At 66.7% G+C, this 14,045-nt stretch carries 10 protein-coding genes; 5 read left to right on the plus strand and 5 right to left on the minus strand.

What is annotated here, in order from left to right; translation table 11 throughout:
- Positions 1–16 precede the first annotated feature (16 nt).
- On the plus strand, positions 17–1,327 hold the full coding sequence (locus tag ACRAQ3_RS17785) for a UDP-glucose dehydrogenase family protein (protein WP_432256631.1): 1,311 nt from the start codon (positions 17–19) through the stop codon (positions 1,325–1,327).
- A 215-nt stretch (positions 1,328–1,542) separates the two neighbouring features.
- Here the strand turns inward: ACRAQ3_RS17785 and ACRAQ3_RS17790 are convergent, their stop codons facing one another.
- A complete protein-coding gene (locus tag ACRAQ3_RS17790; RefSeq protein WP_432256632.1) occupies positions 1,543–3,765 on the minus strand; it encodes a hypothetical protein in 2,223 nt (740 codons plus the stop codon).
- 631 nt (positions 3,766–4,396) lie between these two features.
- Between ACRAQ3_RS17790 and ACRAQ3_RS17795 the strand changes: the two genes are divergently transcribed.
- From ACRAQ3_RS17795 to ACRAQ3_RS17805, 3 genes are read left to right on the plus strand one after another with little or no spacing between them, the layout of a single operon-like run.
- Positions 4,397–5,599, plus strand: coding sequence for a glycosyltransferase (locus ACRAQ3_RS17795; protein WP_432256633.1), 1,203 nt, complete (start codon positions 4,397–4,399; stop codon positions 5,597–5,599).
- Positions 5,600–6,835 (plus strand): glycosyltransferase family 4 protein, encoded by a 1,236-nt coding sequence (locus ACRAQ3_RS17800; RefSeq protein WP_432256634.1) that lies wholly within the window; start codon positions 5,600–5,602, stop codon positions 6,833–6,835.
- Positions 6,828–7,730 carry a sulfotransferase family protein gene (locus ACRAQ3_RS17805; RefSeq protein ID WP_269396904.1) on the plus strand — a complete coding sequence of 301 codons (903 nt, stop codon included), beginning with the start codon at positions 6,828–6,830 and terminating at the stop codon, positions 7,728–7,730. The genes ACRAQ3_RS17800 and ACRAQ3_RS17805 overlap by 8 nt, the downstream gene beginning before the upstream one ends.
- Here ACRAQ3_RS17805 and ACRAQ3_RS17810 read toward each other — a convergent pair.
- From ACRAQ3_RS17810 to ACRAQ3_RS17825, 4 genes are read right to left on the minus strand one after another with little or no spacing between them, the layout of a single operon-like run.
- Positions 7,687–9,159 (minus strand): O-antigen ligase family protein, encoded by a 1,473-nt coding sequence (locus tag ACRAQ3_RS17810; RefSeq protein ID WP_432256635.1) that lies wholly within the window; start codon positions 9,157–9,159, stop codon positions 7,687–7,689. The genes ACRAQ3_RS17805 and ACRAQ3_RS17810 overlap by 44 nt on opposite strands.
- Positions 9,156–10,151 carry a sulfotransferase family protein gene (locus tag ACRAQ3_RS17815; protein ID WP_269396902.1) on the minus strand — a complete coding sequence of 332 codons (996 nt, stop codon included), beginning with the start codon at positions 10,149–10,151 and terminating at the stop codon, positions 9,156–9,158. Before ACRAQ3_RS17815 ends, ACRAQ3_RS17810 begins: the two co-directional genes overlap by 4 nt.
- A 35-nt stretch (positions 10,152–10,186) precedes the next feature.
- Positions 10,187–11,089, minus strand: coding sequence for a sulfotransferase family protein (locus ACRAQ3_RS17820; RefSeq protein ID WP_432256636.1), 903 nt, complete (start codon positions 11,087–11,089; stop codon positions 10,187–10,189).
- Positions 11,086–12,531 (minus strand): lipopolysaccharide biosynthesis protein, encoded by a 1,446-nt coding sequence (locus tag ACRAQ3_RS17825; RefSeq protein WP_269396900.1) that lies wholly within the window; start codon positions 12,529–12,531, stop codon positions 11,086–11,088. The genes ACRAQ3_RS17820 and ACRAQ3_RS17825 overlap by 4 nt, the downstream gene beginning before the upstream one ends.
- A 415-nt stretch (positions 12,532–12,946) precedes the next feature.
- On the opposite strand from ACRAQ3_RS17825, the gene ACRAQ3_RS17830 reads away from it, so the two are divergent.
- Entirely contained in the window at positions 12,947–14,041 is a 1,095-nt protein-coding gene (locus ACRAQ3_RS17830; RefSeq protein WP_269396899.1) for a hypothetical protein, read from the plus strand.
- The last annotated feature ends 4 nt before the right edge of the window (positions 14,042–14,045 follow it).

A 14,045-nucleotide genomic window follows, 5' to 3' on the forward strand; every position in this document is an offset into this window, starting at 1 on the left:
AAAAAGGGCACTGAGCATGAAGATTGCGATTATTGGTACCGGTTACGTCGGCCTCGTCACCGGTGTCTGTTTCTCCGATTTCGGCCACGAGATGGTTTGCGTCGACAAGATCCCTTCGAAGATCGAGATGCTCAGGCGCGGCGAGGTGCCGATCTTCGAGCCCGGGCTCGACCGGCTGCTGGAGCGCAACGTCCGAGCCGGGCGGTTGAGTTTCACCGAAGATCTCGCCCAAGCCCTCGAGGGGGCGGACGCCGTCTTCATCGCGGTCGGGACACCGACGCGGCGCGGCGACGGTCATGCCGATCTCAGCTTCGTCATGGCAGCGGCGGAGGAAATCGCCCGCGCGGCCAGGGGCCCGATCGTCATCGTGACAAAATCCACCGTCCCGGTGGGGACCAACCGGCGGGTGCGGGAGGTCGTCGCCGCGGCCAATCCCGATCTCGATTTCGACGTGGCGTCGAATCCGGAATTCCTGCGCGAAGGGGCCGCGATCGACGATTTCATGAAGCCCGATCGCGTCGTCGTCGGTGTCGAAACCGAACGCGCCGCACGGGTGATGCAGGAAATCTATCGACCTCTCTACCTGCGGGATTTTCCGATCGTGATGACGGATCTGGAATCCGCGGAGATGATCAAATACGCGGCGAACGCGTTTCTCGCGGCGAAAATCACCTTCATCAACGAAATCGCCGCCCTGTGTGAAAAGGTCGGGGCGGATGTGAAGCAGGTTTCCAAGGGCATGGGTCTCGATGGCCGAATCGGCAAGACCTTCCTGCATGCCGGGCCCGGATATGGCGGCTCCTGTTTTCCCAAGGATACGCAGGCCCTCGCCAGGATCGGACAGGACCATGCGAGCCCGATCCAGCTGGTGGAAACGGTCATCAAGGTCAACGAGGAGGTCAAGCGGCGCATGGTCGACAAGCTGCTCGACCTTTGCGACGGCTCGTTCAATCGCAAGACCGTCGCGGTGCTCGGCGTCACCTTCAAGCCCAACACCGACGACATGCGCGACGCGCCCTCGCTCACCATCGTGCCGGCGATGATCGGCGGTGGCGCGATGGTGCGGATCGTCGATCCGCAGGGGCGCCGGGAAGGGGAAAGCATGCTGCCCGGCGTGGAGTGGATGACCGATCCCTACGCCGCCGCTGACGGGGCTGATCTGGTTGTGGTGTTGACGGAGTGGAACGAGTTCCGGGCGTTGGACCTGCGGGAGCTGGCGGGGCGGATGGCCTGTCCGCGGATGGCGGATCTGCGCAACGTCTACAGCCCGGGCGACGTCCGCGCGGCAGGCTTCGTGGCCTATGAGGGGGTGGGCCGCCGCGGCTGAGACCGCGGCCCCGGTCCCGGGCGCTTGTGCGGCTCAGGGGTGGCTCCGGAGTGGCTTTGGGCGCGGATACGACAAGACCCCGGCCGCGGGGGCGGCCGGGGTTGCGCGCGCCGGGGGACGGCCGGCGCGGCGGGGATGGCCCCCGGGCGGCCGGGCCGCCTGGGGGGATCGCGGGGGTCGCGCGGGCCGGGGCCCGGCGTCGCGGGCCCGGCCGGTCAGGCGGCCAGCAGGTCGTTGGGCAGGAAGTCGAAGGAGTCGACGCGCAGCGGCTCGCCGCCATCATCCTCGCCCGACAGGCTGAGCCGGTCGCCCTTCTGCAGCCGGACATCCTCGATCACGTGCCGGGTCAGCGTGTTGTTGTTGGCCAGCCGGTCGCCCAGATCGGCGTCCCAGATCCAGGCGTCGAGCGCCTCGCCGTTGAGTTCCACCGCCAGCCGGCTCGCGCCGTCATTCTCGTCGAAATAGTTCACGACGATGTCGTAGAGCCCGGCCTCGCCCTCGAAGTCGGTCTCGGCGGAGTGCTCGCCCCGGCCGTCGCGGCGGATCGCGGTGCCGCCGGAGGCGTTCTTCAGGCTCTCGGCGACGAAGCCCGAGAGGTCGAAATCCTCGGCCTCGAGATGCAGCGCCGTCGCGGCGGGCGCGGCCTTCGCGGCCTCCTCGGGCGCGGCGGGGGCCTTGGGCGCCTTGGCGACGTCGCCGCCGCCGGTGCTCTGCGCGAATTCGAGCGTGTCGATGCGCAGCGGCTCCTTGCCGTCGCGGGTGCCCAGCAGCGTCACCGTGTCGCCCTTGGCGAGCTCGAGCCCCTCGATTACCTTGGAGGTCCGGGTGTCGTTGTTGGCCTTGAACGAGCCGAGATCCTGGTCCCAGTCCCATTCGGCGACGGTGCGGCCGTTGACCTGCACCGCCAGCCGGCTGACGCCGTCATTCTCGTCGAAATAGTTGACGGTCAGGTCGTAGCGGCCGCTGGCGCCGTCGAAGTCCATCTCGGCGCGCTGCATCGCGTCCGAGCGGGCCCGGACCACGCCGTTGCCGGAGGCCGCGTTCAGCGTGTCGACGCTGAGACCGCCGCTGAGCTGCAGCGTCTCGGCCTCGACCACGCGGCCCGGCGCCACCTTGGCGGCCGAGCCCGTCGCCGGCGCCGCCTCGGCGGCCGGCGCGCTCTGGGCCGGGGCCCGCGCCGCCGGGGCGCCGGCCGTGTCGCCGGCCTTGTCACCGCCTGTGCCCGGCTTCGTGTCGAAGCCGTCGATCAGGCCGTTGATGTAGTCCTCGATGTTGGCGTAGCCGTCCTTGTCGGCGTCGGCCTGCGCGTCGGCGCGGTTCGGGTCCGAGCCGATCAGGCTCTCATAGTCGTCGGGGATGCCGTCATCGTCGCTGTCGCGCGGGCCGCGGCGCAGGCCGCCGTCGAGATAGCCGCCGACCTCGTCGGGGCTGTCGATGATCTTGCCCTTGCCGTTGCGGACGTAGTCGATGATCCGCGCGTCGATCGCGTTCAGCCCCTGGGCCCGCGCGCCGGCGGTCGAGAGCACGTGCTCGAGCAGCTCGTCGGTGCCCATCACCTCGGTGGTGCGCGGCGTGAACACGTAGTCGTTCTTGACCTTCGAGGTCGCCGAGCCGGCGATCTCGGCCTCGTTGCCCGACAGGTAGTAGGCGGTGGAGGCCTGCGGCGATTCCAGGCGGATCGCCTCGCGGCCGGCGCTGTCGGGGCCGGCCTGGTAGATGTTCGAGACCACGTTGGCGGTCGAGCCCTCGTTCAGCCGCAGCCCGTTCGGCCCGTAATTGTGCACGACGTTGTTGACGAACTCGATCTGCTTGGCGTCGTCCTTGATCGTCGCGTTGCGGTGCTCGTTGCTGGCCAGCAGGTTGCCGACGACGCTGACATTCGAGCTGCCGTCGCCGATCAGCAGCCCCATGCTGTGATCGCCCTTGGGGTGGATCGAGCTCTGCAGCGCCTCGGCCATGATGTTGTTGGAGAAGGTCACGTTCTTCGGCGCGCCCCAGGTCGAGGCCAGCTCGTCGACCGACCAGGAGATCGAGTTGCTGTCGATCATCACGTTCTCGACGGTCGCGCCGCGCTTGCCCACCGCGATGCCGTCGCGGTCGTCGGGCTTGCTGCCGTCGGCGGCATCGCCCGGCCGCACGTTCAGGCCCCGGATGATCACCTCGCTCTCGACGACGCGCAGCCGGCCGCCGGTCACGGTGATGCCACCCGGCGCGGTCTGGCCGGCCACGGTGACGTCGCCGTTGATCTGGATCTGGTCCTTCAGGTCGATCTGGCCGCCGACCTCGAACACGACGATCCGCTTCTGGTCGAGATCCTCGAGCGCCCAGCGGAGCGACCCGACGCCGGAATCGTCGAGATTGGTCACCTTCACCACTTCGCCGCCACGGCCGCCCTTTGCCTGGGCTCCAAAGCCCTGAGCTCCTTCGAAAGCCAACATGTTGCTACGTTCTTCCCTATTCCCTGGATCGCCCGACCATTCCCCGATCGCCGGATCCGATTTGGCATTTGCGGACCGATCCCCGGCCCCATTCCGACGTGATGCATATCCAGCCCGATCTGCCTGTGCAGTCCCTCAGGTCGTGACGCCACGTCGCTAAGTGGAAATCCGCCATTGATCGGCGGAGCCTTACCGAAACTCGCGAAATCCGCCGCGAAAGGCGGGAACGAGGGGCAGGCTAGACCGCGAAACTTTCCCGACCCGTTAACGGGCTGCGGGCCGCCACACGACAAATCGTCGCACCCGACCCGTTCCCGCCCCGCAGCCCGCGAAACCTTCGTTTCCCAGCCGAACCGGCTCCTTCGGGGTCGATCACAGCGCAAGGACCGACCGATTCCCCGGCGAAAACCCGGCAATTTCACGCCGGTCCCGCCGCCCACCCCCCAATCCGCGCCGCAATCACGTTTTTCCTGTCATCAACGCAACACCTGCGGCATGCTCAAATGGCCGGCGCTGGAGCCGATGTCATTTTCGGTCGCATTTTACCGACATCGCTCCACCGAACCGGCAGGTGCGCCGTTCAAGTGCACATGAACGGCATCGGTATCAGGTTCCAGGGAGCGGTATCCCAATGCACGATTTCAAAATACTCGCTTTGACCAAGGCAACGGGAGGTATTGCCCTCTACAATCGGCTCCTTTTGTCCGAGCTCGACAAGATGGGCGTGGTTTCGCACACGTTGTGTTTGTCGGAGGAAGCGGAATCCTATGCGCAGAACCTCACCGGGCTCGGTCTCGGTGCGGAGGCGATGCCCATGGCGCGCTACAGCATCGACCCGTTGGGAGATGCGAGGGTCCTGATGCGAACGCTCCGCCTCGTGCGCGATCTCGACGTCGACGTGGTGATCTGCCACGGCAGCAAGGCCGGCTTCATCGGGCGCGCGGTCGGGCTCATCACCGGTCGGCCGATCATCTATCGGCAGGCGTCGCTGCCCTTCCTGAAACGGGTGCAGGGCCGCAAGGCGTCGCTCTACTGGGCGCTCGACTTCGCGGCAAAATGGTTCGGTGGCCATGTCGTGACCCTGACCGACTATGCCCGGCGCCAGACCCTGGCCCACAAGCTCGTCCGTCCCGACCGGATCAGCGTGATCCGCACCGGGGTCGATATCGATCGCTTCCGGCCCGCCGAGGATCGCGCCGCGCGGATTCGCGCATTGGGTCTCGACCCCGACCGCCCGGTGGTCGGCTGGATCGGGCGGATCGAACCGCAAAAGGCGCCGCTCGACTATGTCGACACGTTGCGGCGGGTCGCCGGGCGCCATCCGGAGGCGCAGTTCGTCCTTGCCGGCGAAGGCCGGCTGCGTGGCGAGGTCGAGGCCGCGCTCGCGGCGGCCGGCCTGTCGGACCGGGTCGCCATGCTGGGCTGGCAAAGCGCGCCGGAACAGGTACTTCAGGCCCTCGACGTCTACGTGCTGACCTCGCATTGGGAGGGGCTGCCCCTGACCTTGCTCGAGGCCATGGCATGCGGTTGCTGCTGCCTGTCCACGGATGTCGATGGCTGCGCCGAGGCGATCGAGGACGGGGTCAGCGGACGGCTGGTCGCGGCGGGGGCGACCGAGGATCTGGCGTCGGCGCTCGATGACGTGCTGCGCGATCCCGGCCTGCGGCGCCGCTATGCCGGGGCGGCGCGCCAACGCACCGTCGCCCTGTTCGACAAGACCGAAATGGTCGCCAAATGGATCGAGCTTCTCTCCAACGTGACCGCCGGGAAATCCCGCGCGCGGGGAACGCCGCGGCCGATCATCCCCGCGCGATCCCCCTCGGAGGGCCGCTGAATGTCGCCGCGGGACCTTTCCGAGGCCGGCGCCGTGTCGAACGCGGTGGCACCGGCGCGACCCTTGAACATCTGCATGGTCATCTCCTCCTACCACCCCATCGTCGGCGGGGCGGAGAAGCAGGTCGCGCAGCTCGCGCGTCTCATGATCGATGACGGCCACCGCGTGCAGATCGTCACCCGCCGCTATCCCGGCCTCGCTGCGCGCGAGGAGATCGACGGGGTGCAGGTGTCGCGGATTCCCAATTCCGGCCCGCTGGGCAGTCTTGGCTTCATTCTGGGCGCGGCCCGCGAGATCAGGCGGCTGCAGCCGGACGTGATCCACTGCCATTCGCTCTTCTCGCCCGCCCTTGCAGGCGCGTTGGGCCGCGGGCTGACGCGCCGCCCGCTTCTGGCAAAGCCCATGTGCGGCGGCGAGGCCAGCGCGATCATGCGCAAGCCGCTCGGTCGACGCCGGCTGTCCTATCTCGGGCGGGCCGTCGATCGCTTCGTGGTGATCAGCCGCGAGATCGAACAGGAGCTTCTCGATCTCGGGCTGCCCGGGGAGAAGTTCCGCTTCATCCCCAACGGCGTGGATGGTCGCCGGTTCTACCCGCTCGAGCATCCGGTCAAGCGAGAGGAATTGCGGTTGCGGCTCGGGCTTCCGAGCGGGGTGCTGTTCCTCTTTGCCGGTCGCATGGCGGCGCAGAAGCGCCTGCCGCTGCTGCTGGAGGCCTGGAAATCGGTTCGCGCCGATCACCCGCAGGCGACGCTGCTCATCGCGGGGGCGAACCGCGCGTCGGGCGAGGGTTACGAGGCCACCTTCGGCGAAGGCGAAGCGATCCCGGCCGCGCTGCTCGAACAGCCCGGCATCCGCATGCTGGGCCATGTCGAGGACATGCCAGACCTGCTGCGCGCCTGCGACGTCTTCGTGCTCCCTTCGGCGCGCGAAGGGCTGTCGAACGCGCTGCTCGAAGCCTGCGCCACCGGGTTGGCGACGGTCACCGCGCGCACCGGCGGTGCGATGGATTTCGTCGTGGATGGGCAGAACGGCCTGCTGTTCTCGGTGGATGACCGGGACGAGCTGGTCGCGGCGCTCGGCGCGCTTGCCGCCGACGAGGATCTGCGCAACCGGCTCGGCGCCGCCGCGCAGCGCACGGTGGCCGAAGACTACGACATAAGGCGGACGGCTTCGGGCCTGCTCGCCGAATACGCGGAACTCGTGACGCAAGCCACGGCAGGAGGAAGCCATGCCTGAGACCGGACCGATTTTCCTGCTTGGCCTGCAGCGGGGGGGCACGAACCAGATCCTCAACGCGCTGCGTTCGCATCCCGATACCTACTGGCCGAATGGCGAGCTGCACGAGGTGCTGCGGCCGCGACGCCCGGCCAGCCTCGCGGCGCTGCGCTGCTGGGCCGGCTACCTGCCGACGCTGATGCGCCGTGGCGACGTCCTCAATCCCCGCCGCCCGCCGGGGCCGCTCGGCGCGCGCGACCTGAAATGGCTGCACGCGGCGCTGATGCGGGCCTGCGCCGACAATACGGGCGAGGTACGGCGCTACCGGCGTGCCCTCGCCGAGCAGGGCTTCGGCCCCGAGGCCGGGCCCTTCGGATCGAGGCTCGTGGTCAAGCTGGTGAACTACAATGTCGGACTGGCGCCGGATCTCGCGCGGATCTACCCGGATGCGACGTTCATCGGGCTGATGCGCGATCCCTTCGGCATCTGCGAAAGCATGATGGCGCGCGGCGCCCGGCCCGAAACCATCCTGCCGCTCTACCGCTATGTCGGTGAAAGGCTGCTCGACCTCGAAGCGCAGGGCCTACCGGTCACGATCATCCGGCTCGAGGACATGGTCGCCGATTTCCGGCAGGTGGTGGAGACCGTCTACGCCGCCTGCGGCCTCGACGCGAGCGCGACATCGGGGCTGTGCCTGCAGCGCAAGGAACGCGTCCTTGCGCCGGACGGTCGCCTCGTGGGCATGAACAAGATCGACACCTTCCACGCCTTCGACAGCGTCAATGCGCATATGCGCAAGGACGTGAACCGCGCCGCCCGGGCCGGGCTGCCGCCGCAGGCCGTCAACGGGGTACTGCACAGCTGCAGCGCGCTCATGGAACGTTTCGGCTACGCAACACCCGGGGACGCCCGCTGAGGAAGGGCGACCCGGCATAGTGGTAGCGCAGGATCCACTCGGCCTCGAGCGCTACCGCGATGACCAGCCACAGAAAGCGCGGAAAGGAATCCTGCAGGAAGGTCATCGCGGCGAGGTAACCCGCGAGCCCGGCCCCGAATGCCGTGACATGTCGGGCAAGACGGACCTCGCCGATTCCATTGGCGAAGCGCACCGCGCCGATGATGCTGCGGGCCGCGACGAACAGGATCGCGCCCATCAGGAGCAGGCCGACGAGGCCCTGTTCGGTCAGGATCTCGAGATACAGGCTGTGGGTCGAGCGGCCTTCGCCCCGAAAGATCAGGCCGAGTTCGAGCGCCATGTTCTGATAGTAGGAGTTGAAATTGCCGATGCCGACCCCGAGCACGGGATGCTCCTTGAACAGCTCCAGCGCCACCTGCCAGCTGGCCAGCCGGCCTTCCGTGCTGGTATCCAGCTCGCCTTCGGAAACGGTGCCGAGGATCGTCGCGAAACGCTGGATCAGCTCGTCGCTGGCGACGGCGGCCACCAGAAATACCGTCACGACGCCGATCACCACGAAGCTCAGGACCTGGCGCAGGGTCAGGCCGGTGCCCAGAACCAGCAGGGCCACCGCGAGGCCGATCAACCCGCCGCGCGACTGCGTCGCGAGCAGCCCCGCGATCAGCAGGCCGGACACGACGGCCCAGCCCAGACCGGACAGGGCGTTGCGCGCGTTGAGAAGCTGGAACAGGGCCAGCGGGATCGTGAAGACGATGATGCAGGCAAAGAAATTCGCGTCGCCGAGCGGCCCAGAGAAACGCCCGCTATTGGCGATGACGACGGCAAAGCCGTGGAAACCGGCCATCATGTTGCCAAAGACGATCTGGTAGATGCCCAGGGCGCAGATCGCGGCGACCGCCAGCACCGCCGAGGTGGTGATGGTCTCGATGCCCCGGCGCTGCGACATGAAGGCCAGCGCCAGCAACGCCACGAGCGCGTCCTTGGCGAAATCGATGGAAAGGTTCAGGCTCAGCTCCCAGCGCGCCGCATAGGTCGCGCTGAACAGTTTCAGCGCGAAGAACACCGTCAGGCTCAGGATCGCCACCCAGGCGATATAGGGCCGTTCCTGGTACAGGAGGAAACGGGCCGCCAGCAGCGCGAAGAGGCCGGGCGCGACGAGCTTGGCCGTCGATGGCAGGTCGAAGGCCACGATGAGGTTCTGCGACATGTTCGTCACGATCATCACCGTGAGCCCGGCCAGCGCGATGAGCGGAAACCGTATCGCCGCCGCGAGGCCGAGGAACGCCAGCGGCGCGACGATCAGGATCTTGGCGGATTTATCGCCGATCGTGAGCGCGACGAAACCCGCGAACAGGCCCGCCGCCAGCATCCAGACGAGGTTCAGGCGGGGCCTGAACGGCGCCGCCGGATGGACGGTGTCGTGGCTCATGGCAGCTTGCGCCGTTTTTGCAGGCGGTTGCCGAGATTGATGCTGATCCCGTCGAGCAGCCCCTTCTTGCGGATGTATCGCACGGCCGATCTGCTGCCATCCATCGCCGCGACGACGCCGAGCCGCAAGGGCGAGAGCGGCACGTGCCGGGTCGCGTATTCGAGCTCGTAGGGCGTGTCGCGCGCGGCATCGAACACGATCTCCTCGATCCGCCGCTGCGCGCGCGGGCTGAGCCGCTCGCGATAGCGTCCCAGATTGGCGGCGTCGATGAAGCGTTTTCCGGCGGCCTTGCCGATGTTCTCGGAGGGCCGGATCAGGGATGTCATCTCGGGCGCATAGCCGACGTCGAGAAAATCGCAGGCCCGCCGCAGCTCGGCCTCGGGCGCGCGCAACAGATCCTCGTAGAAGATCTCCATGTAGCGCCCCTCGAGCGCGGCGGCGTCGCGGCGACCGACCGACACGTTGCGGGCCCATTTCGTGGCGCTGCGCAGCAGGTTGTGGCGCCATGCGTTCTGCGCCGAAACGGCGACGTCGCGCGGATCGCGGATGATGTGGATGAAGCGGGCGGTCGGGAAGATCTCCGACAGCAGCGGCAGGTCGAGCACGTAGGAGGGGGTCTTGTCACCCCAGATCGCCGTCTGCGGGGCATCGGGGTCGCCGTAGAACCGCAGGATCGGCTCGAAGGCCTCGGCCCAGGTCAGGGCATCGCGCAACTGCTCGAAATCCGCACGCCGCATGACGCGTTTGCCCATGCGCCGGCTGAAGGTCTGAAAAGGCATGCGGTCGAAGGCTGCGAAGAAGCGATCGAGATCGACGGAGAAGAAGGCCGGATCGGTGCCGAAGCTCCGGTAGAGATAGGGGATGAAATGGCTTTCGGGGTTGCACAGGTTGATGCCCGGATTCCGGTTCAGCAATTCCCGCAAGAGCTTGGTGCCGCTGCGCGGGCTGCCGACGATGAAGAGCGGTCCGGTAAAGGCATCGGTCGTGAACATGCGAACCCTTTCGAAGAATTACGACCCCTTGGGGATCAGGCAGGCGGCTTGAGCCAGGAGGAGAGGTCGAGACGCGTCAGATCCTGCAGCCGCAGGATGTCCTCGCGGTAGATGTCGAGCAGATGGGCATGGACCACCGGCGGAATCCGCGGCGGTTTTCCAAGATTGCTCTTCTTGGCGCGCCGCGCGAGGTGGCGGAGCCATCCGGGCATGGCGGGCCGCAGCATGTCCCGGGTCAGCCGGTTCTCGATCAGCGAATTGAACAGACGCGACTTCGGATAGGTGCTCACATTGTGCTTCTGGTGCAGCGGCGGCTCGAAGTCCGGATCCACGCCCAGGAACTCGAACGTATCGCGAAGCGTCCGCTTGTTGTCGCGGGCGAACTCCTCGTAGAGGATCAGCATCAGCTGCTCGCGGGGGAACAGGTCGAGATATCGCTTGATCTGGGCATGGTAGAACCCCGCCTGGACATGGTGCGCGGCGGGATCGAAGGCCTCGTGCACCGGTCGATGCTCGCGGCCCGAGCGCACCTGCATGACATACCCCGAGAAGGCACGATGCACCGGATTGCGCAGGCTCGCGATCAGGCGCACGTCGGGGATCAGCTCCCGGATCCGGCGTGGCGCGCTTGGGCTCTCCAGATAGATCGGGGCGATCTCGCCCCAGGACAGGCTCGGATCGGCGGGCGCGAAGAGCGCCTGATAGGCTTCGAGGCTCTTGACCTCGAAATGGTGCTTGCCGAAGCGTACTTCGCGGTCGCGCGCCTCCTCGCCGCCATCATAGGCGAAGTAACGGATCTCCTTCGCCGGCATGAAGATCTGGGGATGCTCGCGCATGTACTGATATAGAGCGCTGGTGCCGGCCTTCGCGGCGCCGATCACCAGAAAATCGGGCAGGGTCTTGGCAATGCCCGGCCGGGCCACCTGTTGGATCGTCATGTGCGCCTCCTGCGGAGGACGACGCGTGACCCGGCCTCGAAGACCTCGGGAACCGTGAATCGCAGCATCGTCAGGTAGAAGAATGAGAATGTCGCGGCGCCGGCCAGCAACCGCGTCAGCTCGGCGCCCTCGACCAGTTGCAGCGACACCAGCGCCGCGACGGTCGCGGTGCCGGTACAGAGCAGCGCCGGGCCCAGGGCCTGCAGCGTGTCCATCACGTTGATGTCCATGACGCGCTTCAGCGCATAAAAGGTCGGGACGAACCGCACGAAGGCCAGCACCAGCTGGGCCGCCGCGACGGCCGCGATGCCATGCGGCACGGCCAGCGCGATCACGCCGACGAAGAGCGGCAGGTTGAACAGCGAAACCCGGAACAGCAGATCGGTTCGGCTGACCGCCTTGAGCAGCTTGCCCGGGACCATGTTCAGCGTGCTGATCGCGAAGGCTACGGCGATGATCTGCATCGGGACGACCATGTCGTACCATTTGGGCGAGTAGAGGACATGCACGAGCGGACCCGAAAGCACGGCGATCGCGGCGCCGATGCCGAACATGATCAGGGCGCAGTAGCGAAGCGACTGATAGAAGTAGATCCGCAGTCCAGCCGGATCGGCCTGAATCTTGGACATCACCGGGTGCAGCACCGAGCCTGCTACGGTCGTGAAGCTCTTGATTCCGAGCTCGGGGATCCGGAAGGCGAGCGCGTAGATGCCGAGCGCGGCGGGGCCGAGAAACTTGCCGACGAGCAAATTGTCGAGCAGCCGAGGCGTCGAGTTGATGGTTTCGGCGCCGATCAGATGGGCCCCGAACCGCATCACGTGACGGATCATCGCGAGGCTGGGAAGACCGGTCGGCCGCCACGGCCGGACGATCGCGAGGGCGATCGATCCCGCGACGGCGCTGGCCAGATAGCCCAGTGCCAGGGCCCAGACGCCGTAACCCATGATCGCCAGGGCGATGGAGACCAGGCCCTTGGTCAGGCCGCGGACCACGTCCGGCACGATCTTGTCGCGCAGCCGCAATTCGCGGAACAGCAGGCTCGACTGCACGGTGGTCAGCGCCCGGATCACCAGGGCGGCGGCGATCGCCGTCAGCAGGTCCTGCAGGGCAGGGGCCCCGTAGAGCTCGGCGATCGGACCGGCGATGGCCCAGAGCAGGATCGCCATCGTGGAGGACATCACCATGGCGCAGATGAAGACCGCATTCGCGGTCTCTTCTTCCCGGTCGGGGGTGGAGATCAGGGCCGCGCCGAGACCGAACTGCGAGATGATCTCGAAATAGCCCATGATCGCGAGGCAGATCGCCATGAGCCCGAACTCGGCGGGATCGACATAGCGCGCGACCAGGATGATCGCCACGAGGTTCAGGGCCTTGGTGCTCGCGAAGGACAGATAGGCCCAGAACACGTTTCGTGTCGTCGCCTTGCCCGGTGAGAATGTCATGCGTCCCGTGCCTCGAAGAATTTCGGGGGCGAGGAATTGGTGGCGCGTGAATTCAGCCGACCGCTGCCTACGCAAAGATTCGAGAACAGCCTAAGACGGCGTTCCCGATCCGCAAAGTAAGAAAATGCGCGGATCGCATAAAGAGAGCCCGCGCATCGCGCGGCATAGGGATGGATAGGGAACAATCCCCGCCTCGCAATTCATTGTTTCCCGCCGCGCCGGCCCGACCCAAAAACGGAATGTTGCCGAATGACGAGGGCGGTGCTAGTCTCCGAAGGCAAGAACCATTTTCGCTTTTTTAATAAGTCGTTGCAGTTAGCAGCTTGTGACGCCCGGTGTGGGATTGGTAACGATCGTGAAGCGTAGCATTCTGGCAGTAATCGTTTTTTTCGCAGTTCTCGCGCCCCTGGTCTTCGTGATCAGGCAGCAGGTGCCCATCTACGAGGCGCGATCGCTCATTTCCTTCGCGCTGGGGCGGGAATATGTCTATGTCCCGGAGCCCAGCCTGAGCGACATCAAGGCGCCGAACGCCGGCGACTTCCAGGGCTTCGTCAACGCGGAGATGCTCCTCCTAGACAACCCAGGGTTGATAGAGGCGGCGATCGAGAAGGTGGGCTTCACCCGTACCTATCCGGACCTGCCCTTCACCGAGGCCGGGCGGCGGGCGGCGGTACTCGCGCTCGACGCGGCCACCAAGGTGGAGCTCATCACCGGCTCCTACGTGGTCAAGATCGCGGTGCGGCATACCGATCCCACGATTGCCGCCGAACTGGCCAACGCGCTTACCGACGGCTTCCTCGAACAGCGGCGAAGCATGTATCTCGGACGAGAGCTCGCGACCGTGACCGAGCGTCTGGAGAACGCCCGACGCGAAGCGGACCAGATCGACGCGCGGCTGACGCAGCTTCTCGGCGGGCCGGACCCGAGCGTGGTCGAGGAGCAGCTGAAGAACGCCACCAATGATCATGCAAAGCTGACCGCCGATCTGCGCGATGCCCAGCTGGCGCTGATCTCGTTCCAGCAGCAACATGCCGCGCTTCAGGACCGGCTGGTGTCCGAGACCGAGCGGCGGCAGGCCGAACTCGCCGTCAATGACGCGCAGGCCCGGGTCGACTTCCTAAGCCAGGAAAAGGCGTCACTGGAAACCGAGATCGAGGACATCTCCGAGATCATGCCGCGGGTGCGGATCCTGCGGGTCCGCCAGGAAGCACAGGCCGAACGTCTGGCCGAGCTCGAACTGCGGCTGCGCGACAGCAAGGCCGTGTCGAATTTCGACAACGTACGGGTCATCGAAACCGGCGTCCCGCCGCTGCGCCCGGCCAGCATGCCGCGCAATACCAAGCTCGCCGTCGCGGTCGTGGTGGCCGCGCTTGCCGCCTTCGCCGCGGTCGTGATCTCCATGCTGCTCGCACCCAAGAAGGTCGAGCCGCGGCCACAGCGGGTCCCGAACGATCCGGGCGTCATGGTGATCCGCAATGCGCGCCGCGCGACCAACCGTTCCGGGACCTGAGCGC

Origin of the sequence: Limimaricola sp. AA108-03, assembly GCF_050847355.1 — a bacterium.
Taxonomy (GTDB): Bacteria; Pseudomonadota; Alphaproteobacteria; order Rhodobacterales; family Rhodobacteraceae; genus Limimaricola.